General features: G+C 62.2%; 18 protein-coding genes. 10 read left to right on the top strand and 8 right to left on the bottom strand.

The window, feature by feature from the left end; all coding sequences use genetic code 11:
* The first annotated feature begins 132 nt into the window (after positions 1 to 132).
* Positions 133 to 1,326, top strand: a complete 1,194-nt coding sequence (locus AC1DNK_RS25975) for an acyltransferase family protein (protein ID WP_477943989.1) — start codon at positions 133 to 135, stop codon at positions 1,324 to 1,326.
* Positions 1,327 to 1,432: 106 nt separating this feature from the next.
* Complete coding sequence (locus AC1DNK_RS25970) at positions 1,433 to 2,344, top strand: alpha/beta hydrolase (RefSeq protein ID WP_477943988.1); 912 nt, start codon at positions 1,433 to 1,435, stop codon at positions 2,342 to 2,344.
* A 3-nt stretch (positions 2,345 to 2,347) separates the two neighbouring features.
* Here the strand turns inward: AC1DNK_RS25970 and AC1DNK_RS25965 are convergent, their stop codons facing one another.
* From AC1DNK_RS25965 to bcoG, 7 genes are all read right to left on the bottom strand, one after another.
* Positions 2,348 to 4,351, bottom strand: coding sequence for a CocE/NonD family hydrolase (locus AC1DNK_RS25965; RefSeq protein ID WP_477943987.1), 2,004 nt, complete (start codon positions 4,349 to 4,351; stop codon positions 2,348 to 2,350).
* Positions 4,352 to 4,408: 57 nt separating this feature from the next.
* Positions 4,409 to 6,040, bottom strand: a complete 1,632-nt coding sequence (locus AC1DNK_RS25960) for an ABC transporter ATP-binding protein (RefSeq protein WP_477943986.1) — start codon at positions 6,038 to 6,040, stop codon at positions 4,409 to 4,411.
* The gene (locus tag AC1DNK_RS25955; protein WP_112514923.1) at positions 6,033 to 6,860 is read right to left on the bottom strand and encodes an ABC transporter permease; all 828 of its coding nucleotides are present in this window, start codon (positions 6,858 to 6,860) and stop codon (positions 6,033 to 6,035) included. Before AC1DNK_RS25955 ends, AC1DNK_RS25960 begins: the two co-directional genes overlap by 8 nt.
* On the bottom strand, positions 6,857 to 7,864 hold the full coding sequence (locus tag AC1DNK_RS25950; protein ID WP_112514925.1) for an ABC transporter permease: 1,008 nt from the start codon (positions 7,862 to 7,864) through the stop codon (positions 6,857 to 6,859). Before AC1DNK_RS25950 ends, AC1DNK_RS25955 begins: the two co-directional genes overlap by 4 nt.
* Before the next feature lie 92 nt (positions 7,865 to 7,956).
* The gene (locus tag AC1DNK_RS25945) at positions 7,957 to 9,546 is read right to left on the bottom strand and encodes an ABC transporter substrate-binding protein (RefSeq protein ID WP_112388202.1); all 1,590 of its coding nucleotides are present in this window, start codon (positions 9,544 to 9,546) and stop codon (positions 7,957 to 7,959) included.
* Positions 9,547 to 10,251: 705 nt separating this feature from the next.
* On the bottom strand, positions 10,252 to 11,745 hold the full coding sequence (locus tag AC1DNK_RS25940; protein WP_477943985.1) for a carnitine 3-dehydrogenase: 1,494 nt from the start codon (positions 11,743 to 11,745) through the stop codon (positions 10,252 to 10,254).
* Between the two features lie 7 nt (positions 11,746 to 11,752).
* Positions 11,753 to 12,655 (bottom strand): 3-dehydrocarnitine:acetyl-CoA trimethylamine transferase BcoG, encoded by a 903-nt coding sequence (gene bcoG / locus AC1DNK_RS25935; RefSeq protein WP_442209397.1) that lies wholly within the window; start codon positions 12,653 to 12,655, stop codon positions 11,753 to 11,755.
* Positions 12,656 to 12,755: 100 nt separating this feature from the next.
* Here bcoG and AC1DNK_RS25930 point away from each other — a divergent pair, with 100 nt between their 5' ends.
* A complete protein-coding gene (locus AC1DNK_RS25930) occupies positions 12,756 to 13,754 on the top strand; it encodes a GlxA family transcriptional regulator (RefSeq protein ID WP_477943984.1) in 999 nt (332 codons plus the stop codon).
* Here AC1DNK_RS25930 and AC1DNK_RS25925 read toward each other — a convergent pair.
* Positions 13,723 to 14,598: a LysR substrate-binding domain-containing protein gene (locus AC1DNK_RS25925; RefSeq protein WP_477943983.1), complete on the bottom strand. Its 876-nt coding sequence runs from the start codon at positions 14,596 to 14,598 to the stop codon at positions 13,723 to 13,725. The two genes, AC1DNK_RS25930 and AC1DNK_RS25925, sit on opposite strands and share 32 nt — an antisense overlap.
* A 107-nt stretch (positions 14,599 to 14,705) precedes the next feature.
* Here AC1DNK_RS25925 and AC1DNK_RS25920 point away from each other — a divergent pair, with 107 nt between their 5' ends.
* The 7 genes from AC1DNK_RS25920 to AC1DNK_RS25890 all read left to right on the top strand — a co-directional run bounded on the left by AC1DNK_RS25920 (position 14,706) and on the right by AC1DNK_RS25890 (position 22,126).
* Positions 14,706 to 15,629 (top strand): DMT family transporter, encoded by a 924-nt coding sequence (locus tag AC1DNK_RS25920; RefSeq protein ID WP_477943982.1) that lies wholly within the window; start codon positions 14,706 to 14,708, stop codon positions 15,627 to 15,629.
* 185 nt (positions 15,630 to 15,814) lie between these two features.
* Positions 15,815 to 17,395 carry an ABC transporter substrate-binding protein gene (locus AC1DNK_RS25915; RefSeq protein WP_477943981.1) on the top strand — a complete coding sequence of 527 codons (1,581 nt, stop codon included), beginning with the start codon at positions 15,815 to 15,817 and terminating at the stop codon, positions 17,393 to 17,395.
* Positions 17,396 to 18,478, top strand: coding sequence for an ABC transporter permease (locus tag AC1DNK_RS25910; RefSeq protein ID WP_477943980.1), 1,083 nt, complete (start codon positions 17,396 to 17,398; stop codon positions 18,476 to 18,478).
* Positions 18,475 to 19,332, top strand: coding sequence for an ABC transporter permease (locus AC1DNK_RS25905; protein ID WP_477943979.1), 858 nt, complete (start codon positions 18,475 to 18,477; stop codon positions 19,330 to 19,332). Before AC1DNK_RS25910 ends, AC1DNK_RS25905 begins: the two co-directional genes overlap by 4 nt.
* Positions 19,325 to 20,149, top strand: coding sequence for an ATP-binding cassette domain-containing protein (locus AC1DNK_RS25900; RefSeq protein ID WP_477943978.1), 825 nt, complete (start codon positions 19,325 to 19,327; stop codon positions 20,147 to 20,149). Before AC1DNK_RS25905 ends, AC1DNK_RS25900 begins: the two co-directional genes overlap by 8 nt.
* Positions 20,146 to 20,859, top strand: a complete 714-nt coding sequence (locus tag AC1DNK_RS25895; RefSeq protein WP_477943977.1) for an ABC transporter ATP-binding protein — start codon at positions 20,146 to 20,148, stop codon at positions 20,857 to 20,859. The genes AC1DNK_RS25900 and AC1DNK_RS25895 overlap by 4 nt, the downstream gene beginning before the upstream one ends.
* Positions 20,860 to 20,998: 139 nt before the next feature.
* On the top strand, positions 20,999 to 22,126 hold the full coding sequence (locus AC1DNK_RS25890) for an HPP family protein (RefSeq protein WP_477943976.1): 1,128 nt from the start codon (positions 20,999 to 21,001) through the stop codon (positions 22,124 to 22,126).
* The last annotated feature ends 4 nt before the right edge of the window (positions 22,127 to 22,130 follow it).

The following is a 22,130-nucleotide window of genomic DNA, read 5'->3' as shown; positions in this document are numbered from 1 at the left end:
GCCGGCACCTGCTTGGCATCTCGCTTGTTTGGCTAATAAAGCATCAGTTTACGAAGTTTCGGCAGCGATCCTTAATATCTGAGGGGTACAGCATATCGGATGATGGTGCTGTGTGGGGATCCGTCGTCTGCGATGAGAGAGAGACTTTACTATGTGGATCGTCTGAGGGTTTTCGCCTTTGGCCTGCTGATCCTCTATCATTCCGCGGCCGCATTTTTCCCCGACATGGGCTGGCTGCTGCATAGCGAGAATACGAGCCGCGGCCTGTCGCTCATCATGGATTTTCCGCGCGCCTGGCGTCTTGCGCTGCTGTTCTTCATATCCGGCATGGGCGTCGCCTTTACCTTCAAGCCGGAGCACGGGCTGACCTTCATTTACCGGCGCACCCTGCGCCTGCTCATCCCGCTGCTCTTTGCCATGGCTGTCATCGTCGTGCCGCAGGTCTGGTACGAGCGGATGTATGAGAACGGCTATACCGGTTCGTTCCTGGAATTCTGGCTGACGCGCTATTTCACCGAGGGAAAATATCCGACCGGCAATTTCACCTGGGCGCATATGTGGTTCGTCGCCTACCTGCTGGTGATGTCCGTCATCTGCTACCCGATCTTTCAGTATCTGCTGCGGCCGGGAAACCCGGTCTTTGCCTGGTTCGAGCGCACGGCCAGGACCGGCGCTATCTATCTTTTCTTCCTTCTGCCCCTTGGCCTCAACCTGGCGCTTTCGCCGATCTACCCGCGCGAGACCAACGCGCTCTATAATGACGGCGCCTGGTTTGCCGTCTGGGCCAGCTGGTTCGGCCTCGGCTTCCTGATTTCCCGCCATCACCGGACCCTGATCGGTACGCTGACTGCCCGCCGCTATGTCAGCGGCGGGATCGCGCTGGCGACGACCATCTGGCTCTATCTGGCATCTTGGACCCTTGCGCCGGAGCAGGCGATCGGCAGCTACGATGTCAACGAGACCCTGCTCTTCAAGACCAGCATCTTCCTGCTTGCCTGGAGTATGATCCTCACCCTGATAGGCTTTGCCGCGCGCTATCTCAATCAGCCGAGCGAACGCCTGGTGACGATGAACCGGCTGGTTTTCCCGCTCTATATCGTCCACCAGACGGTAACGGTTGGAGCGCTCTATTATGTCCTTCCGCTCGATCTGCCGGCGCTCCCGAGTTTCGCACTTGTCGCCGCCGCAACGGCTGCCGTCTCGATCGCCTTTGCCATTGCCGTCGATCAGTTGCCGAGCCCGCTGCGTCAACTGGTGGGGCTGACGGAAAAGCCGCGGCCGGTGCGCGAAGATAAAGCCTTGGAACGCTCGGTGCGGCGTGGATAATCGCGCCTCTGGCGGGTTCCGGCGCGGGGATGGCGTCAACGCGCTTGCCTAATATTTGCGGCAAATCCTATCCTGCGTGATATCGCCGAACCGCACGGATTGCACCATGACCGTTACGCGCCCGATGCCCGAAGAAGAGGGCATTCTCAAGTTCCTGGAGATCTGCAGCAGCGTCTATTCCGACGATGCGGTATCGCAATCGATTGAGGCGCAACGGGCGCAATATGATGCGCTTTGCGCCCGCTTCAGCCCACCGATTCCAGATGGGCTGACGTTTGCCGACAGCATCATTCGGAGTGTTCCAACGCGGCGCTATCGACCGTCGAAGGTGACGACGCCGACGCTGCTCCTTTACCTGCATGGCGGCGGCTTCGTTGTCGGTTCGCTGGAAAGCCACCATGCCATTTGCGCCGAGATTGCCGAGTTCGCTGGCGCCGAACTCGTCGCTGTCGATTACCGGCTAGCCCCCGAGTACCTGTGGCCGGCGCAGACCGATGATGGTTTCGCGGTGCTTTCGGCAATTGCGCAAAGCGGACAGCGGATTGTGCTGATCGGCGATAGCGCGGGCGGCAATCTGGCCGCGGGTCTGGCCATTCGCGCAGCGCACGCGGGCGTTTCCGGCATTGCAGGCCAGGTTCTGATCTATCCGGCTCTCGGCGGCGATCTTTCCAAGGGCTCTTATATCGAGATGGCCAAAGCACCCGGGCTGACCACTGCAGATGTCGCCTATTACCGCGAGGTTCTGCAGGCGCCGCAGAACGATCCCGTTGCCGCGCCGCTGAACAGCGCCACGGTAAAGGGCCTGCCGCCCGCTTTCATCACTGCCGCCGCTTTCGATCCGCTACGCGATGACGCGCGGAACTATGCGGCACGGCTGGCAGAAGCCGGCGTCGAAGTCTGGTTCCGCGAAGAGCCGCAGATGGTGCACGCCTGGCTTCGCGCCCGCCACATGAGCGACGGAGCGCGAGCCGGATTTCGCGCCGTTTGCGAAGCGGTGCGCCGCTTCGCTTGCGGCTGAGGCTCACATCAGGTCGCGCGGAATGCGCTTTTCCGCAAATACCTTCTCGAAGACCTGAACATCTCCTTCATAGGCGGTCACTACGGCGCTGATGACCCAGTCGCTGGCGGTGCAGCCAATCTTCGCCGTCGAAACAGTCCGCACGAACCAATCTGGGCGGCGCATGTCACAGGTCCAGGTGGAGGTTCCTGTCATCGATAGTGGATCGCCGGGCGAGATCGACCAGGTTTCTTCGCGCAGCTGCCGCGTCGAGAGCCCGGTATCCGGATGTTCGAAGAGGCCGGTATCCTCATGGATCCGGTAGTCGTTCCGATTGGCAGAGAAATCGCGCAAAACCTGCCGCTTTGTGACCGATGGCGCGTGCTCGATATATTTCGGCAGCGGATCGAGGTTCTCGGGCTCGGGAATACTGATTTTCCTGTGATCGCCGAGCAACGGCAGCCCCAAGCCAAGCGACGCGATATCGATCTCGACACCGAGATCCTCCGGTGGTGGCAGGATCATCGGCCAATAGGCCGTCGAGATCGCCAGGCGAATCCGGTGACCCTTGCGGAAGCGATAGCCGCAGGAATCCAGCTGCAGCCGGATGGACGCCGTTTCACCCGGGACCAGCGGCTGTGGATCCGCATTGTCGTTACGATGGGTCAGATTGATGACGCCGAAGGCAACGCGTGTTGCGGTTCCATCGGGGTGAACATCAACGAGACGGGCGCAGAGATTGCCGGTATTGGCGTACGGACGCAGGGACAGCGTCAGCACCGGGCGGCCGAGATAGTCGTGATCCGATCCGAGCGGCATCGTGTCGAAGACAAGCGAGCCGGCATCGTCGGAGCGCTGATCCAGCGCCATCTCGGCGTCCGGTTTCAGCGTGAAATACTCGCCCGAAGACGTCCCGGTATCGAGTGGCGAGCGAAGATAGACGCTATGTTCCGGAGCCTGCGGGATCGGCATGCCCTCGGTGAGCCTGCCGAACTGCTCGACATAGAAGCACTGCATTTCGGGTGCGGTCCAGACATCCTTCGCCACCCAGAAGCCGGGATCGAAATCGCGGCGTGGGGCAGGGCGGATAGCGTCGAGAAGGTAGGCGCGGGTTTGCGGCAGCTTGTCGATGCCGTTGTCCTCGCCGCGCAACCACTTGTTCCACCAGGCGATCGCCTCGCTGTGGAAATCCGTGCGTGGTTTCGGCCAGGCGAAATGTGGATATTTGTGCACCCAAGGGCCGACAAGCGCCTTGGCCTTTTCGCCGAGCCCTTCGATTGCCATCAGCGGTGTGTTGCGATACCCGTCTGCCCATCCGGCAAGCACGAGGGCCGGGACCTCGACATCGCCGAAATTCTCGGAGATCGAGCCATGCTGCCAGAATTCGTCGCGGCGCTGATGTGTCAGCCACTCTTCCATGAAGAACGGTTCGTGCTTGAGACGCTCCAGCCACATCGCCTTCCAGCGATCGCCGACCAGTTCGGGATCGGGCGAGCGGGACTGGTAGCCGAGCATTGTAGCCGCCCAGGAAAGCTGCGCCGAGAGATGGCAGCCGTTCTTGTAGTGGATATCGTCATTATAACGATCGACGGTCGAGGCGATCGAGATCACAGCTTTCAAGGCAGGTGGACGAAGGGCTGCGACCTGCAGGCTGTTGAACCCGCCCCAGGAGATACCCATCATCCCGACCGAGCCGTTCGACCACGGCTGGGCGGCGATCCAGGCAATCAGCTCGCAGGCATTAGCCAGCTCGAGCTCCGTATATTCGCCATCGATGACGCCATCGGATTCGCCGGAGCCGCGGATATCGACGCGCACGCCGGCGATGCCTGCGGCGGCAAACACCGGATAGGTCGACTCGTCACGCAGGCAGGTTCCGTCGCGCTTGCGGTAGGGCAGGAATTCGAAGACGGCCGGAACCGGATCGCTCTCGGCGCCATCAGGCATCCAGATGCGGGCGGCAAGCCGGGTGCCGTCCTCAAGCGTAATCCATTGGTTTTCGATGGTGGTGAAGCTGCGGTCGGTCATGCCTTTTCCTCGATGCACTCTTGTAAGACGAGGCGGCTTGCGCCGCCCCGCGCCTGTTCAGTTGCCGGCACTTTCCATCCGCCGCGTGGCAAGCACCCGTTCCAGCCAGCCGATTTCCATCTCCGGCACGGATTTGAGCAGCAGGTCCGTATAATCGTCGAAGGGCGGCGAGAGCGCCTTCGACTTCGGCCCGAACCTGACAAGCTTGCCCCGATGCATCACCGCCACGCTATCGGCGATCGCCCGGACGATGGCGATATCGTGGGTGATGAAGATATAGGAGAGTTGCTCCTCCTCCTGCAGCCGCAGAAGTAGCTTCAGGATCCCCTCCGCCACCAGCGGGTCGAGCGCCGAGGTTGGTTCGTCGCAAAGGATGAGCTCAGGCTTTGCCGCCAGCGCCCGGGCGATCGCCACGCGCTGTTTCTGCCCACCGGAGAGTTCGGCCGGGTAGCGATCGATGAAGCCGTTGCCCATTTCGATCTGGTCGAGCAGCTCCTTCACCCGCGCCGTCTTCTTGGCGCCCCGCAGCCCGTAGTAGAAGGTGAGGGGACGGCCGACGATATCACGAACCGTCTGGCGCGGGTTCATCGCCGTGTCGGCCATCTGATAGATCAGCTGGATGCGCCGGAGATCGTCATTCGAGCGCTTCTTCAGATCCGCCGTCAGCGGCTTGCCGTCGAAGATCACGCGGCCTTCGTTCGGCGGCAGCAGGCCGGTGATGACGCGCGCGAGCGTCGATTTTCCGGAGCCGGATTCGCCGACGACCGCGAGTGTCTGGCCCTTCGGCACGTGTAGAGAAACATCGTGCAGAACCTTGAAACCATTGGAATATTCGGCGCTGACATTCTCGACCTTCAGCAGTGCCCCCGATTGATCCGACGCCTCCGCGCGCGCGGCCTGCCGGACATTGACCAGCGCCCGCGTATAGTCCTGCTGCGGTTGTTCGATGATCTGCTGCACGCTGCCATATTCCACCGTCTTGCCGTGCCGGAGAACCATGATGTCATCGGAGATCTGCGCAACGACGGCGAGGTCGTGGGTGATGTAGAGGGCCGCCGTATGCGTCTCCTCGATCGCATGCTTGATGGCGGCAAGCACATCGATCTGCGTCGTCACGTCGAGCGCAGTCGTCGGTTCGTCGAAAACGATCAGCGACGGGTTGGAGCAGAGCGCCATCGCGGTCATGGCGCGCTGCAGCTGGCCGCCGGAGACCTGATGCGGAAAGCGGTCGCCGAAGCTTTCCGGGTTTGGCAGACCAAGCACCTGGAAGAGATAGAGTGCCCGCTTGCGCGCCTCGTCCTTTGTCATCAGGCCGTGCTTGACGGAAGCCTCGATCACCTGGTCTCCGAGCTTGTGGGCCGGGTTGAAGGCGGCAGCCGCCGACTGTGCGACGTAACAAACGCGAGCACCGCGGATCTGCCGGATGCCGCCCTTGCCGAGCGGCAGGATGTCCTTCCCCTCGAGCAGCACCTCGCCGCCGGTGATCTCGGCGCCGCCGCGGCCATAGGCGAGCGCCGACAGGCCGATGGTCGATTTGCCGGCGCCGGATTCGCCGATCAGGCCGAGCACCTTGCCCTTCTGCAGGTCGAAGGAAACGCCATCGACGATCGTCACCCGTTTCGGCGGCTCGCCGGGCGGATAGCTGGTGGCCTCGATCTTCAGATTGCGAACGGAAAGAAGCTCAGGCATCGCCGCGCCCTCCCTTGAGGCTGGATGTGCGTTTCAAAAGCCAATCGACGACGAGATTGACGCAGACGGCAAGAGCGGCGATCGCCGTTCCCGGAACGAGTGCTGCCGAAATGCCGAAGATGATGCCGTCCTTGTTGTCCTTCACCATGCCGCCCCAGTCTGCTGCCGGCGGCTGGATGCCGAGGCCGAGGAAGGAGAGGGTGGAGAGAAACAGGATGGAGAAGGCGAAGCGCAGGCCGAATTCGGCCAAAAGCGGGGTCAGCGTGTTCGGCAGTATCTCGCGGAAGATGATCCACGCCTTGCCCTCGCCACGCAGTTTGGCGGCCTCGACGAATTCCATGACCGCGACATCAAGCGCCACGGCGCGGCCGAGGCGGTAGACGCGGGTGGAATCGAGGATCGCCATGACGAGGATCAGGATGATGATGTTTTGCGGCAGGACCGCCAGAACGACGAGCGCAAAGATCAGCGTCGGGATCGACATCATCAGGTCGTTGAAACGCGAGAACACGGTATCGATGATGCCGCGCGAGACGGCAGCCGTGAAGCTCAGCAGGATGCCGAGCGAAAATGAGATCAGCGTTGCGCCGAGCGCCACGAAGAGCGTTGTGCGGGCGCCGTAGATCAGCCGCGAAAGAATATCGCGGCCGAGATTGTCCAGGCCGAAGAAATACTGGCTGTCGGCCACCTGCCAGACATTGCCGACCACTTCGGTCTCGCCATAAGGGGCAATCCAGGGCGCGAAGATTGCGAAGATGAAGGCGATGACGATACCGGTCATGCCAACCCAGGCGGTGATGGGGATATCTCTCAATCTCATCGCGGGTGCCTCAATCTTGGATTGGCGACGATGGCCAGAATGTCGGCGATCATGTTGAGGAAGATGTAGACAGCCGCGAAGATCAGGCCGCAGGCCTGGACGACAGGCATGTCGCGCACCGTCACCGCATCCACCATGTACTGGCCCATGCCGGGATAGACGAAGACCACCTCGACGACGACGACGCCGACGACGAGATAGGCAAGGTTGAGCGCCACAACGTTGATGATCGGCGCCAGCGCGTTGGGTGCCGCATGTTTGACGATGGAGCGGAAGGCACTGAGGCCCTTGAGTTCCGCCGTCTCCATATAGGCCGACGACATGACCGAAAGGATCGCCGCGCGGGTCATCCGCATCATGTGGGCAAGGACGACGAGAACAAGTGTTGCCGTCGGCAGCGCGATCGCCTGCAGCCGCTCGGCAAAGCCCATGCTATCGTAAACGGTCGCCGGAAAGGTCGCGACGCCGAGCTTGACGGCGAAGACGAGGATCAGCAGGTATCCGATGAAAAATTCCGGCAGCGAGATCGCCGCCAGTGAAATCACATTGATGATCTTGTCCGGCATCCGGTTTCGGAAATGCACCGAGAACATGCCGAGCGCCACGGCCAGCGGGACCGAGATCAATGCAGCGAAACCTGCGAGAAACAGCGAGTTGCCGAGACGTTTGCCGATCTGCTCGCTGACCGAGTTCTTGCTGGCCCAGGACGTACCGAAGTCACCCTGAACGGCATTGCCGAGCCATTCGAAATAACGCGTCGTCACCGGCCGGTCGAGGCCGAGATCCTGGCGGATATTGGCGACCGCCTGCGGCGTTGCCGACTGGCCGAGATAGGTGGTGGCGAAATCGCCGGGCAGGGCTTCCAGCCCGCCGAAGATCAGAACCGACACCGCAAGCAGCAGGATGAGCGAGAGCACGAAGCGCTCGATGATCAGGGCAAGCAGCGGAAAACGCTGCCTGAACCTCAGGCCCGGCAGGGGACTACCGGTCGATGAACTGGACATGGCGAAAGCCTCGCGCTGAAACGTCAGGGGGACCGCAAGGGATATCCTTGCGGTCCTGGTTCAGTCAGAGATGGCGGAGAAGCCCCCGGCCGTCAGGCATCAAGCCAGACGCGGGTGGCGACGTAGCCGTTCGACATGTCGTTGCCGATATCGTGGACATAGCCCTTCACCTGCTTGGAGCAGGCGTTCACGAAGTCGTTGAACATCGGCAGGATCAGGCCGCCTTCGTCGCGCACCATCATCGCCATGGTGCGGTACATGTCCTTGCGCTTGGTCTCGTCGAGTTCCGAACGTGCTTCGAGCAGCAGCTTGTCGAAGTCGGGACGCTTGAAGCGGGTGTCGTTCCAGTCGGCCGTCGAGAGATAGGCCGTGGAATACATCTGGTCCTGCGTCGGGCGTCCGCCCCAGTAGGAGGTCGAGAAGGGCTGGACGTTCCAGACGTTGGTCCAGTAGCCGTCGCCCGGCTCGCGCTTGACCTCGATCTCGATGCCGGCCTTCTTGCAGCTTTCCTGATAGAGAACCGCCGCATCGACGCCGCCCGGGAAGGCGACTTCCGAGGTACGCAGCAGAACCGAGCCGCTGTGGCCGGACTTCTTGTAGTGGAAGGCCGCCTTGTCGGGATCGTAGGCGCGCTGCTCGATGCCTTCGGGGAAGAGGGCATAGGTGTTGTTGATCGGAAAGTCGTTGCCGACCTTGCCGTAGCCGCCGAGGATCTTCTTGACCATGGTCTCGCGGTCCATGGCGTATTTCAGCGCGAGGCGAAGGTCATTGTTGTCGAACGGCGCCTTGTCGCAATGCATGATGAAGACATAGTGGCCACGGCCCGAGGTCGAGAGAATCTCCACGGTCGGCGCGCGCTTCAAGAGATCGACGGTCTTCGGATCGACTCGGTTGATATAGTGCACCTGGCCGGAGGAGAGCGCTGCGATACGGGCAGTCGCATCGTTCATGCCGATGATTTCGATGGAATCGACATAGCCGCGATCCGAGCGCCAGTCGTCGGCGTTCTTCTCGAAGGTAGCGCGGACGCCTGGCTCAAAGCTCGCCAGCTTGTAGGGACCGGTACCGATCGAGGCGAGCGGATCGTCATTGCCGCCATTCGGCTGGATGACCAGGTGATAGTCCGTCAGCAGCAGCGGCATGTCCGCATTGCCTTCGGTCAGCGTCAGCACGAGGTTGCCGCCGTCAGCCTTGATATCCTTGATCGAGCCGAGAACGCCCAGCGCGCCCGATTCCGACTTCTTGTCGGTATGGCGCTTCAGGGTGGCGACGACGTCGTCGATCGTCAGTTCCTTGCCGTTGTGGAATTTCACGCCCTTGCGAATCTTGAAGGTCCAGGTGGCAGCGTCCTTCGACGGTTCCCAGGATTCGGCCAGCGACGGAACGGCAGCACCCGTCAGCGGATCGGATTCCACCAGCATGTCGCCCCAGCAGCGGCCGACGCAGAACATGAATTGCGAGAGAAACTTCGCCGGGTCCTTCGAGTCGGTGGCAGCGCCGCCTTCTAGGCCGAGCTTCAGGTGGCCGCCGCGCTTCGGTTCGGCGGCTTCGGCGCTTTCGGTGAAGAGCTTGTCGGCGACGGCGAGCGTGAGGCCGGCAGCCATGGCGCGTCCCAGAAATTCGCGGCGGTTCAACCCGCCTGCGGTGACGCGGCTTGCAAGATATTTCGTGTAGTCGTTCATTCCCCTGTTCCTTCTTGTCATGATTTAAGAATTGGCAAGTGGACCGCAGAACCGGTTTCCTCTCCGGTGCCAGGCCCATATTCGTTCGGGAAAACGTCGCGGTTGGCGCCGCCTTATCTTCCTTTCTCGGTTCGACGATTGCGCGTGAGCGGAGGCGCCAGCTTGATGGCGCGGCGATCGGGAATACCGGGAGTTCTTATTGTCCGGCCTGTTTCCTGAAGATCGGAATGATGGGTAAGGATCGCGCCCGCGATGGCGAGACGACAGCGTGCCACATGCACTTTCGCCGCGGCGGAAGGCGGAGAGGTCAGCAGCTCAAAGGCGGTCAAGCTACGTCCGTTCAACCTACGCTACCTCCGCTCTTGCGGCGACACGGCCCGTCAGGACTGCCTCTGCCTCTGATATGAGTGAGATTGAATTAAGGGCTGTTTTGGACAGTAGGGGGGCGGGTGTAGCGACATGATCTGCATCGTATGCGACATAACGAGCATATGCCCGCGCCAAGGGCGGTTCTGCATTGATGAGTGCAGGAGACATTTCGCGCCTCCGCCGAGAAAGCCACCCGGCAGATAAGGATGCAACCCCATCTCTCTGGTTGTATTGGTTGATCTCTTCGCTGCCACGCACTCCCGATCCCGCCAGCCCACAAGGTAATGCCTTGCGGGATAGGCTATCGGAAAGGGGAGTTGGCAGGCAGATCATTGCTCACGCCTGTTTCTTCTGCCCGACATGGCGTCCAACGCCATCCGGGGCAGGGAGGGAGGAATGACGCTCGGCAATCGCTTTCGCTTCGGCCAGGATTTCCGGCGGTGCCGGAATCGCCTTTCCGGCCTTGGAATCAACATGCAGCAGCATCTGCTCGGCGGTCGCCAGCACCTCGCCACTCGCCGCATCGCAGATGCTGTGGAAGACATGCAGCCGCTTGTCATCCACCGAAAGCAGTTGGCAAGTCGAATAGATCCCCTGGCCAAGCTTCGCTTCGCCAAGATGCCGGATATGGGTCTCGACGGTGTAGTAGCTATGTCCGGCCTCAACATAGGCGAGACCAGCGCCGATCAGCCGTAGCAGCGCATCCGTGGTATCGCCGAAGACCTGCAGGTAGCGATGCTCGGTCATGTGGCCATTGTAATCGACCCAGGCGGGGCTGACCTTGGTATCGACGAGCCGCAGCGGAGCCGAGGTCTTCGCCTGCTCAGCCGGCTTTGCAGCTGCCCAGAGCGAATGCTCGAAATCTTTCAGCAACTTGCCTGCACCCCAGCCCTTGCCGCCGTCACCGGCCTTCAGCGCCTGGAAGATGCCAGCCAGGTTCTCGTCGCGGATCCGTTCGAGCTCGCGGATCGAAAGATCGCCCGCCTGCTCATCCGATTGCTGGCCGATCTTTTCGACCAGAGCATCGTCGAGATCGACGACGTCAGTGAGCTTCGTCCATGGCCACTGCAGGCAGGGGCCGAACTGCGCCAGGAAATGGCGCATCCCGGCTTCACCACCGGCGATCCGATAGGTCTGGAATAGACCCATCTGCGCCCAGCGCAGGCCGAAGGAATAGCGGATCACGTCGTCGAGCGTCTCGACGGTGCAGATATCGTCCTGGATCAACCAGAGCGCCTCGCGCCACAGCGCCTCCAGAAGGCGATCGCCGACAAAGGCCTCGATCTCTTTGGCGATATGCACGCCCTTCATGCCGATCGGCGGCAGCTTTTCCATTGCCGCCTTGATCGTTGCATGGCTGGTCTTCTCGCCGCCGACGATCTCTACCAGCGGCAGCAGGTAGACCGGGTTGTAGGGATGGGCGACAAACAGGCGATCGGGGAACTGCATGTCTCGCTGCAGATCGGTCGGCAGCAGGCCCGAAGTCGACGAACCGATCAGCGCATCGGGGCGGCAGGCGCCGTCGATCTGAGTCAGCACGCCGCGCTTCAGATCGAGCCTTTCAGGGACGCTTTCCTGGATCCAGTCGGCATCGACAACAGCTTCCTCCAGTGTCTTGCAGAAGGTAAGCTTGCCGCGCGGAGGCAGGGGGGCGCCTGTCAGCATCGCATAGGCGCGCTCGGCATTTGCGATCACTTCGCCGACGATGCGCTGCGCTTCCGGATGCGGGTCGAAGACATCGACATCGATCCCGGCCAGCAGGAACCTTGCGATCCATCCGCCGCCGATGACGCCGCCGCCCACGCACGCTGCTTTGTTGATCTTGATCATGCAGCCCTCAGCGCTTCGTCAGTTTCAGTTTTTCGCGCACGGCCGCAGGGCCGATGATGCGCGCGCCCATGCCCTCCACCACCTGCACGGCCTTTTCGACCAGCTGCGCATTTGTGGCGAGCATGCCTTTTCCGGCATAGAGATTGTCTTCGAGGCCGACACGGACATTGCCGCCGGCGAGCACCGCCGCAGCCGGATAGGCCATGGCATTACGGCCGATCGAAAAGGCCGAGAAGGTCCAGCTCTTGGGCACGTTGTTGACCATCGCCATGAAGGTGTTGAGATCATCCGGCGCGCCCCAGGGAATGCCCATGCAGAGCTGGATCAGCACCGGATCCTCGATCAGGCCTTCTTCGGCTAGCTGCTTGGCAAACCACAGATGGCCGGTATCGAATGCCTCGATCTCCGGGCGGACGCCGAGATCAGTCATCTTCTTCGCCATCGCCCTCAGCATTGCCGGTGTGTTGGTCATCACGTAGTCGCCGAGGCTGAAATTCATCGTGCCGCAGTCGAGCGTGCAGATCTCCGGCAGGCATTCGGCAATGTGGCTGACACGCTCGGTGGCGCCGGCCATGTCGGTGCCCGCGGGATTGAGCGGCAGCGGGCGTTCGACATCACCAAAAATCAGGTCGCCACCCATGCCGGCCGTCAGGTTCAGCACGACGTCGATATCGGCGGAGCGGATGCGGTCCGTCACTTCGCGGTAGAGATCGTTGCGGCGGCTTGCAGCCCCCGTCTCGGGATCGCGGACGTGACAGTGAACAACGGCCGCCCCAGCCTTGGCGGCGTCGATCGCGGAATCCGCGATCTGCTTGGGAGTAATGGGAACGTGGCTGGATTTCGAAACCGTGTCACCGGCGCCGGTGACGGCACAGGTGATGAAGACATCGCGGTTCATCGCAAGAGGCATCGTGTTCTCCCTCGTATTGACCCCATTACGCGGCAAGATGCAGCCGCATGCTTTGCAGAAACGGAATTGATTGATACAGTTTCGGCAATCTGGAGAGACCATGCTAAGCCGCTCGAACGACCGCCTCGATCTCGATCTTCTCGTCCTGCCGGAGACGAACCTGATCCTGCTCGCCTCGGTGATCGAGCCGATGCGCGGCGCAAACCGTATCGCCGGCAGCGAGCTCTACCGCTGGCGGCTTTTGACGCCTGATGGCGCGCCTGTCTTGACGACGAGCGGCATTCCGGTGCCTGCGGCGGGGGCTTTCAGCACTGCGCGGGAGGAGGCGCCGCTCTTCGTTCTCGCGAGTTACAACTGGCGCCGGAGCGCAACGGCGGCGCTGAAGATGCAGCTCTCGCAGGCCGCACGCCATCGCAGTGTGATTGCCGGAATCGAATCCGGCACATGGCTGCTGGCCGAATCCAGCCTTCTCGACCGCCTGACGGCAACGATCCACTGGGAGGATTTCGAGGATTTTTCGCTGGCCTATCCGCAGGTCAAAGCGGTCAAGGACCGCTTTGTCATCGACGGAAAGCGGCTCACCACGGCGGGGCCGCTCCCGACCGTTGATCTGATGCTGGAGATCATCCGCCAGCGGCAGGGCTATTCGCTGGCACTCGAGGTCAGCCGCCTTTTCAGCTACGAGCAGATATCCTTCCACAACGAAAGCCAACTTTCACCCTCCGCCGCGGGCTTGAGCATGCGCGATCCGCGCGTGGCGTCAGCCGTGCGGTTGATGGAGGAGCACATCGAGCAGCCTATCATGCTGAGCCGTATCGCCAAACGCGTCGGCGTCAGCGCCCGCCACTTGCAGGGATTGTTTCAGGAGAGCATCGGCGCGCCGCCACATGTGCATTATCTGGCGTTGCGGCTGAACGCGGCGCGGCGGAAAGTCATCGAGACCAAGGCATCTTTCGCCGATATCGCCGCCGCGACCGGCTTCAACTCCGCCTCCGCCTTTGCCCGCAGCTACCGCGCCAGCTTCTCCGAAAGTCCCTCCGATACCCGGCGAAGGCTGCGCCGCCCCGTTACGCCAGTGCCTGATACCCGATCGGCTTGAACGCCTCACGAACCATTTCCGCGAGTTCGCGGACAGCTTCGGTTGAATGATAAGGATTGCGGCGCAGAACGACACGCGAAGAGTCGACAGGCGGAAAGCCATCGTCTGCCGTCAGCTCCCGGCAACCGGGCGGGATATTGCTCCGCGACAGCGTCGTCACTGCGAGGCCCGCGGATGCTGCGTTCTTCAACCCCGAGCTTGTGTCGGCGACAAAGGCGACCCGGTATTTCCGTCCCTGCAGATCGAGCGAACGGAAGGCGAAGTCCCGCGACCATGTGGAATTCCGGTAGGTCGCAATCGGCAGGGGATCGAGATCCTGCAGCCGGTGCACCATGGAGGTGACCCACACCGTTGGATCGACGCAGAGAACCTCGCCCGGCGACTGGTTGTTCCAGTCGAAGACCACGGCGAGATCGAGCTCGTCACGCTCGAGCGCGGCGAGATTCCGCGCCGTGTAATCGCAGGACACCGTAACCTCGACAGCCGGATGCCGGACGGCAAAGGCGGAAAGCGCCGCCGGCAGTACCGTCTGGCTGTATTCCTCGGGAATGCCGATCCGGACCGGCCCATCCAGCGGCTTGGTGCGGATCGTCGCCGCCGCTTCGTCCAGCAGGTCGATGACGCGCCGCGCATAGGGCAGAAGCTGCAATCCCCAGCGGGTCGGGACAACGCCGCGGGCCCCGCGCTCGAAGAGACTTTCGCCTATGGTTTCCTCGAGTTTCTTGATCTGCGCGCTGACCGCAGACTGTGTCCGCCCGATCGCCAGCGCCGCCGCGGAGAAATTCGACGTCTCGACGACGACGAGGAAGGTCCGGAGCAGATCGCTTTCGATGGGTTGCCGCATGATCGAGCCACAAAAAATTCAGATGGTAGCCATCTCAACTATTCGTTTGCCTGATGTCAAGAATGAGAGCAAACAGGGCAAATCAGACCTCTGGTTCGGGAAAACCAATGTCACTCAATACGGACGTCCGCCCGCTCGGCCTGAGCGAGCACGAGAAGGGCGTCATTCTGGTGGTTGCCGCAACGCTGGCTTGGAGCGCGAGCGGCATCTACTCACGCATGCTCAGCATCGATGCCTGGACGACGATCGCCTGGCGGTCGCTTTTCGGCGGCCTGTTCCTGCTGATACCGAGCTTCTTCCTCGAAGGCGGTCTGTCGAGAAAGCAATGGGCCTCGATCTTCCATCCGTCGGGCATCGCGATGATCGCCTGCCAGACCTTCTGTCAGGCCTGCTTCATCGGCGCGCTCTATACGACCAGCGTCGCCAATGTTGCGGTCATCTATGCAACGGCCCCCTTCATCGCGGCGCTCCTCGGCTGGTTGCTGCTTCGGGAACGCGTTGCACGACGAACCATGATGGCGGGCGGCGCCTGTCTGCTCGGCGTCGTCATCATCGTCGCGTCGTCGATCGGCGGAGGGACGGGTCTCGGCGATCTTCTCGCCCTCGGCATGACGGCGTCCTTCGCCCTGATCATCGTCATTCCGCGTATCAGCCCCGGCGTGCCAAGCCTGCCGCCGACCATCGTTAGCGCTTTCCTGACGCTGGCGCTCTTCTCGCCCTTCGGTTCGGTGGGATCGATCGACCTTTATAACTGGGTCGTCCTTGCAGCTTTCGGCGCCACCAACTTCTCGATCGCGCTTGTCCTATTCCTCGCTGGCGCGAAACGCATGCCGCCTGCCGAGGCGGCCCTCATCGGCACGATGGAAATCGTCCTGACGCCATTTTGGGTCTGGCTGTTTCTCAGCGAGAGGCCGCCCCTGGCAACCGTGCTCGGCGGCGTCGTCATCGTCGCAGCCGTTGTCTGGCACACGGCTGCCGATTTCCTGCGGGGCCGCACGGAAGCACGCTCGCGCAGCAAAACTGCCGCGTGAACATGCGGACTTAATGCCGGCTTTTGAGAAAACAGGCGTTGTCAGAATATTTTTCCTGTACGAACACCAAAATCGAAACGATCTGATCTGTCGAAACAATTGTCGCGCCGTAAGTTGACGGCCTGCGGGTGACACGGCGCATCGCCGGAACGACGCTCAAAGAAGAAATATATAAGGAGATCAAAATGTTGCTGCAGTCTTGCCGCGCCGCGCTGCTCGGCGCCGTTTTCAGCTTTGCTTTAAGCCCGCTCGCCGCCTACGCCGAAACCCCTTCCGATACGCTGGTCGTTGCGCAGTCGATTGATGACGCCGTCAGCTTTGACCCGGCCGAAGGTTTCGAGCTCACCACCGTTCAGTCCTTCAACAATCTCTATCAGCGTCTCGTACAGTCGAACCGCGACGACGGCACCAAGATCGAGCCTGCGCTCGCCGCGTCCTGGGAAGCTGGCAGCGACGGCAAGAGCCTGACCTTCGCGCTCGCCGATGCCAAGTTCGCATCCGGCAATCCGGTTCGTCCCGAAGACGTGATCTTCTCGCTGACGCGCGCCGTGAAGCTCAACAAATCCCCGGCCTTCATTCTCAACGAACTCGGCTGGAAGGCCGACAACGTCGATACCGCCGTCACCAAGGTAGACGACAAGCACGTGAAGCTCACATGGACCGCCGATGTCGGTGCCGGCTTTGCGCTGTCGCTGCTGACCGCGCCGATCGCTTCGGTTGTCGATGAGCAGACGGTTTCGGCTGAGGCCAAGGACAATGATTTCGGCAATGGCTGGTTGAAGACCAATTCCGCCGGCAGCGGCGCCTTCACGATCGCCACCTACACGCCGCATGAGGCGCTGGTGCTGCAGGCGAACGCCAATTCGTCCGACAAGCCGAAGCTCGAGAATGTCATCATCCGCAACGTGCGCGACGTCGGCGCCCGCCGCCTGCTCGTCGAGCAGGGCGATGCCGATATCGCCCGCGGCCTCGCTGCCGACCAGATCGACGCACTGAAGGACAAGAGTGGCGTCAAGGTTCTCTCGGTTCCCTCGGCACGCACCGATTACATCCTCTTGAACACCAAGGCCAACCCGACGCTCGGCAACCCGGCCTTCTGGGAAGCAGCCCGCTATCTCGTCGATTACGATGGTATCGCCAAGAACCTGCTGCGCGGCCAGAGCACCGTTCACCAATCCTTCCTGCCAGTCGGCTTCCCGGGCGCTCTGACGGACACCCCGTTCAAGCTCGACGTCGAAAAGGCGAAGAAGGTGCTTGCGGATGCCGGCATCAAGACGCCGTTCAAGGTCGAATTCATCGTCTTCAACGACCAGCCGTTCCTGTCGATCGCCCAGTCGCTGCAGTCGACCTTCGCTCAGGCCGGCATCAATCTCGATATCCAGCCGGGCGTCGCCAGCGACATCTATGCCCGCGGCCGCTCCGGCAAGTTCGAAATGACGCTGCGTTACTGGATCCCGGACTATTTCGATCCGCATTCCAACGCCAGCGCCTTTGCGATCAACAAGGACAACTCCACCAACACGGCCGCGAAATATGCCGGCTGGGTGATCCCCGAGCTGACCGACGAGACGCTCGCCGCCGTCAAGGAACAGGACGCCGCCAAGCGCGCCGCGCTCTATCAGGACCTGCAGAAGAAGATCCAGGCGAGTTCGCCCTTCATCTTTACGCTTCAGGGCAACGATCAGGTCGTGATAAGCGACAAGGTCAAGAACTATGCCCAGGGCCTGAATGCAGATCAGGTCTATTACGACAAGGTAGAGAAATAAGTGCCGCAAACGGCAACCGATAATAGCGCCGACATGAACAACTCCCGCCAGCACAACAGCTGGCGGGAGTTGTCTTTCGTCTGGCCGCTCATCAAGTGGACATGGTCTTTCGCGCTGACGCTGTTCGGGTTAGCGCTGGTGACCTTTGCGATGACGCGGCTCTCGCCGATCGATCCGGCGCTGCAGCTGGTCGGCGATCATGCCAGCCAATCGACCTATCAGCAGGCGCGGGTGGAGCTGGGGCTCGATCAGCCCTTGCCACTTCAGTTCGTCCGCTATGTCGAGACGGCGCTGTCGGGCAATTTCGGCCAGTCGATCTCCACAGGCCAGCCGGTCGCCAAGGACATCGCCCGCACCTTCCCGGCAACGATCGAGCTGGCGACCGCGGCCATCATTCTGGGAGCCGTGATCGGCCTTGCGCTCGGCATCGCCGCCGCCATGCGGCAAGGCACCTGGGTGGATAGTCTTGCCCGCTTCGTCTCGCTCTTTGGCTACTCGGTGCCGATCTTCTGGCTTGGCCTGCTGATGCTGCTCCTGTTTTACGCCCGGCTGCACTGGGCGCCGGGACCGGGCAGGGCGGATGTGGTTTTTCAATACACCGTCAAGCCGGTCACCGGCTTTGCCCTGATCGATACATGGATGTCCGGCAAGGCGGGCGCCTTTCGCGATGCACTCGCCCATCTGGCATTGCCGGCCACCGTTCTGGCCCTGAATGCGCTGGCTGCCATCTCCCGGCTGACGCGTGCCGCCATCCTCACCGAACTCGGCCAGGAATATGTGACGACAGCGCGCGCCAAAGGGGCAGGTCTCGGCCGCATCGTCTTCGTCCATATTCTTCCCAATATTTCAGGAACGCTGCTGACCGTGATTGCTCTTTCCTATGCCGGCCTGCTTGAGGGCGCGGTGTTGACGGAAACCGTCTTTGCCTGGCCCGGTATCGGCCGCTATCTGACGACGGCGATGTTTGCGGGGGACATGCCTGCCATCCTCGGCGCCACGCTGATCGTCGGCGCCTGCTTCGTGCTTCTGAATGCGCTGACCGATCTCGGTGTCGCCCGGCTGGAAGCGGGGAAGACGCGATGAGTGCGATCGTCCAGGCGCCGCTCGGCGGTCCGTCCTTCGTCCGGCGTGTCCTGCGCTCGCCATCGGCCGCCGCCGGCAGCGCCGTCGTGCTTCTCATTCTCGCCTTCGCGCTGCTGGCGCCGCTGATTGCGCCCTATGACCCGAACCTGCAGGAGACCGCAAACCGGCTGATGCCGCCGAGCGCCCTGCACTGGCTCGGCACCGACGCCTTCGGGCGGGATATCCTGTCGCGCATGATTTACGGCGCGCGGCCGACCTTGCTCCTCGTTCTCGTCGTCGTGCTGCTGATGGCGCCGCTCGGCATTCTCATCGGCACCTTCGCGGGCTTCTTCGGCGGCATGACCGAGCGCCTGCTGATGCGGATCACCGATATCGTCATGTCCTTTCCGCGTCTGCTGCTCGCCTTCGCCTTTGTCGCGATCATGGGGCCGGGCCTCATCAACGGTGCATTGGCGCTGGCGCTGACCAGCTGGCCAGCCTATGCGCGGCAGGCCCGCGTGGAGACCGCTGCTCTGAGGCGCAGCGATTATCTGGCGGCCGCCGAAATGGTCGGTATCCGGGGGGCGAGATTGCTCTGGGGGCATATCCTGCCGCTGGTCCTGCCATCCGCCATCATCCGGCTGGCGCTCGATCTCTCGGGGATCATCCTCGCGGCTGCGGGGCTAGGGTTCCTCGGCCTCGGCGTTCGCCCGCCGACAGCAGAATGGGGTTCGATGGTCTCCGAAGGCACGCAGGTGATCTTCGATCAATGGTGGGTGGCCGCGGTTCCGGGTGTTGCCATTCTCGTCACCTCCTTTGCCTTCAATTTGCTGGCCGATGGCCTGCGCGACATTCTGGATCCGCGTCATGACTGAGCCGCTGCTATCCGCCGAGGATCTATCTGTTACCTTTCCGTCTGAGGCCGGGCCGATCCGGGTTGTCGATGGGATTTCGTTTTCGGTCGGACGCGAAGTGGTCGCACTCGTCGGCGAATCCGGTTCGGGCAAGTCGATGACGGGCAGGGCGGTCATGGGCCTTCTGCCGAGGCGCGCGGAGGTTGCAGCGAAGCGCCTGTCATTCGATGAAAAGGACCTCACGGCGCTTTCCGCGTCCGGCTGGAACAGCCTGCGCGGCAGCGGCCTTGGCCTGATTTTGCAGGATCCCAAATATTCGCTGAACCCGGCCCATAAAATCGGCCGGCAGGTCGAGGAAACCCTGCTGCTGCACACCAAGCTTTCATCCGCTGAGCGGCGCGAGTGCGCACTCGACATGCTCGACAAGGTTGGCCTGCCTGACCCCGGACGGATCTATTCCAGCTATCCTGCCGCCTTGTCGGGCGGAATGGGCCAGCGGGTGATGCTCGCCGCCATGCTGATCAACCGGCCGAAGCTGCTGATTGCCGACGAACCGACATCGGCCCTCGATCGCGAATTGCAGGACCAGATCCTGACCTTGCTGCGCTCGCTGACCGAAGAACTCGGCATGGGGCTGCTGCTGATCGGCCACGACCTGCAACAGGTTTCCCGCTATGCCGACCGCGTCATGGTCATGCGCCAGGGAAGGATCGAGGAGCAGATGGCCTCCGCCGATCTTGCCAATGCCAGCTCCGCCTATACCCGTGCGCTCTGGGCCGCTCGCCCGTCGGCGGCGACCTACGGGACACGGCTTCCCGTCTATGGAGACGAGGCATGAGCGCGCTGACGATCGCCGATCTCTCCGTCAGCTTCCAGGGCGGCGGGAAGGGCTTCACCGCCGTGCGCGAGGTGAGTTTCGATGTCGCGCACGGCGAGACCTTCGGACTGATCGGCCCGTCGGGATGCGGCAAGACCACGGTTTTGCGCGCAGTCGCCGGCTTGAACACCAATTGGCAGGGCTCGATCTCCGTGTCCGGCGAACCTCTGCACCCCGGCCGGAAAATCACCGGCGCCCTACGCGCCGGTATCCAGATGGTGTTCCAGGATCCCTATTCGTCGCTACATCCGCGCCATCGCATTTCCCGCATTCTCGGCGAACCGCTGTCACTGCGCGGCATTCGCAATGTCGAGGAAGAGGTGCGCATCGCACTCGATCAGGTTGGGCTGCCCACAGCCGTCGCGGGCCGCTATCCGCACCAGCTTTCCGGCGGCCAGCGCCAGCGTGTGGCGATTGCCCGTGCGCTCTTGCTCAAACCCAAGCTGTTGTTGCTCGACGAGCCGACCTCGGCGCTCGATGTCTCGGTGCAGGCCGAAATCCTGAACCTGCTCAACGATCTCAAGGCCTCGCACGGCATGACCTTCATTCTGGTCAGCCACGATCCCGGCGTCGTCGCCCATATGTGCGACCGTGCCGTCGTCATGGATGCCGGGAAGATTGCGCAGATCATGGACCGTAAGGCGCTTTCCGGCAGCACTTTGCCGGGTTGAATTCCGGGCTGCAAACTGACCGACAGTCGACATGCGGCATAGCCACGCCGGTTCGAACTTCTCCTTTTCGCGGCAGCAAACATCCGCTATCAACCGCATCGACATACCGAAACTGCAAACGGTCTTATCTGGTTACCCCATGACCCCTCCCAGTCCGCAGCGCTTTTCCGATAAAAACTCGCTTGCGTCCCGCCTGTTTCACCCGATCCTTGCCGGCGCCACGCTGCGGGACCGGCTGCTCGCCTGTTTGGGCGCGCTCGTCGCTATCGCGATGACGGGCATGTTATGCGGGTTCCTGTTCGGTGAGGGATCGCATCTGCCGCTGATCGTAGCCCCCATGGGAGCCTCGGCCGTTCTGCTGTTCGCTGTCCCGGCAAGCCCGCTCGCGCAGCCATGGTCGATCATCGGCGGCAATACCATCTCGGCTTTGATGGGCGTTGCCGCAGCGAGCCTGATCAAGGATCCGATCGTTGCCACAGGCGTCGGCGTATCGCTCGCCATTGCGGCCATGTCCCTGACGCGATGCCTGCACCCGCCCGGCGGTGCTGCGGCGCTGACCGCTGTTCTCGGCGGACCCGTCGTCGCCAGCTGGGGCCTTCTTTTCCCCTTCGTGCCGGTGGCTCTCAACTCCTGCCTGCTGGTGGCGATCGGGCTGCTGTTCCACAAGCTCTCGCGGCACAACTATCCGCATGTCGTCATCGCGCCTGCAAATACCCACCGGACTGCCGATCCGCGCCCGGAAGAGCGGACGGGCTTTCGGGAGGAAGATATCGACGCGGCGCTTGCGGCGCTGAACGAGACCTTCGACATCGACCGCGCCGATCTCGGGCGTCTGCTGCGCCGGGTTGAATTCGAGGCCGTCGCGCGCGCCAATGCCGAGATCAGCTGCGCCGACATCATGTCGCGCGATGTGATCGCCATCGACGCCGATGCCACGGTCGAACAGGCCCGCTGGCTGCTGCTCAACCACAACGTCCGCACCCTGCCGGTGAGGGATGCCCGGCGGCGGCTTATCGGCACCGTTGGACTGCGCGAACTGGCGCTTTTTTCGGGTGCCCTGGAAGGGCGCATTTCGGAAGCGACGACAGCGCGCGCCAGTGACCGCGCCTTCGATCTTCTGCCTCTGCTGACCAACGGCCGGACGCATGCCGTCATCATCATCGACGAAAACGATCAAATTCTTGGCTTGGTTTCGCAGACGGACCTCCTGAGCTCCGTCTCGCGCTCGTTGCCGAAGAAACCCGGCGAAGAGGGAGCAGCGGCCTAAACGG

This window comes from Rhizobium sp. 01N424 (genome assembly GCF_056399485.1).
The sequence above is the reverse complement of the archived record's forward strand: the minus strand, read 5'-3'. Positions and strand labels throughout refer to the sequence as shown.

What these genes read in the sequence shown, in the direction of transcription:
- AC1DNK_RS25975 (WP_477943989.1), top strand. Translation starts at nt 133, where the DNA reads ATGAGAGAGAGACTTTACTATGTGGATCGTCTGAGGGTTTTCGCCTTT.
- AC1DNK_RS25970 (WP_477943988.1), top strand. Translation starts at nt 1,433, where the DNA reads ATGACCGTTACGCGCCCGATGCCCGAAGAAGAGGGCATTCTCAAGTTC.
- AC1DNK_RS25965 (WP_477943987.1), bottom strand. Translation starts at nt 4,351, where the DNA reads ATGACCGACCGCAGCTTCACCACCATCGAAAACCAATGGATTACGCTT.
- AC1DNK_RS25960 (WP_477943986.1), bottom strand. Translation starts at nt 6,040, where the DNA reads ATGCCTGAGCTTCTTTCCGTTCGCAATCTGAAGATCGAGGCCACCAGC.
- AC1DNK_RS25955 (WP_112514923.1), bottom strand. Translation starts at nt 6,860, where the DNA reads ATGAGATTGAGAGATATCCCCATCACCGCCTGGGTTGGCATGACCGGT.
- AC1DNK_RS25950 (WP_112514925.1), bottom strand. Translation starts at nt 7,864, where the DNA reads ATGTCCAGTTCATCGACCGGTAGTCCCCTGCCGGGCCTGAGGTTCAGG.
- AC1DNK_RS25945 (WP_112388202.1), bottom strand. Translation starts at nt 9,546, where the DNA reads ATGAACGACTACACGAAATATCTTGCAAGCCGCGTCACCGCAGGCGGG.
- AC1DNK_RS25940 (WP_477943985.1), bottom strand. Translation starts at nt 11,745, where the DNA reads ATGATCAAGATCAACAAAGCAGCGTGCGTGGGCGGCGGCGTCATCGGC.
- bcoG (WP_442209397.1), bottom strand. Translation starts at nt 12,655, where the DNA reads ATGCCTCTTGCGATGAACCGCGATGTCTTCATCACCTGTGCCGTCACC.
- AC1DNK_RS25930 (WP_477943984.1), top strand. Translation starts at nt 12,756, where the DNA reads ATGCTAAGCCGCTCGAACGACCGCCTCGATCTCGATCTTCTCGTCCTG.
- AC1DNK_RS25925 (WP_477943983.1), bottom strand. Translation starts at nt 14,598, where the DNA reads ATGCGGCAACCCATCGAAAGCGATCTGCTCCGGACCTTCCTCGTCGTC.
- AC1DNK_RS25920 (WP_477943982.1), top strand. Translation starts at nt 14,706, where the DNA reads ATGTCACTCAATACGGACGTCCGCCCGCTCGGCCTGAGCGAGCACGAG.
- AC1DNK_RS25915 (WP_477943981.1), top strand. Translation starts at nt 15,815, where the DNA reads ATGTTGCTGCAGTCTTGCCGCGCCGCGCTGCTCGGCGCCGTTTTCAGC.
- AC1DNK_RS25905 (WP_477943979.1), top strand. Translation starts at nt 18,475, where the DNA reads ATGAGTGCGATCGTCCAGGCGCCGCTCGGCGGTCCGTCCTTCGTCCGG.
- AC1DNK_RS25900 (WP_477943978.1), top strand. Translation starts at nt 19,325, where the DNA reads ATGACTGAGCCGCTGCTATCCGCCGAGGATCTATCTGTTACCTTTCCG.
- AC1DNK_RS25895 (WP_477943977.1), top strand. Translation starts at nt 20,146, where the DNA reads ATGAGCGCGCTGACGATCGCCGATCTCTCCGTCAGCTTCCAGGGCGGC.
- AC1DNK_RS25890 (WP_477943976.1), top strand. Translation starts at nt 20,999, where the DNA reads ATGACCCCTCCCAGTCCGCAGCGCTTTTCCGATAAAAACTCGCTTGCG.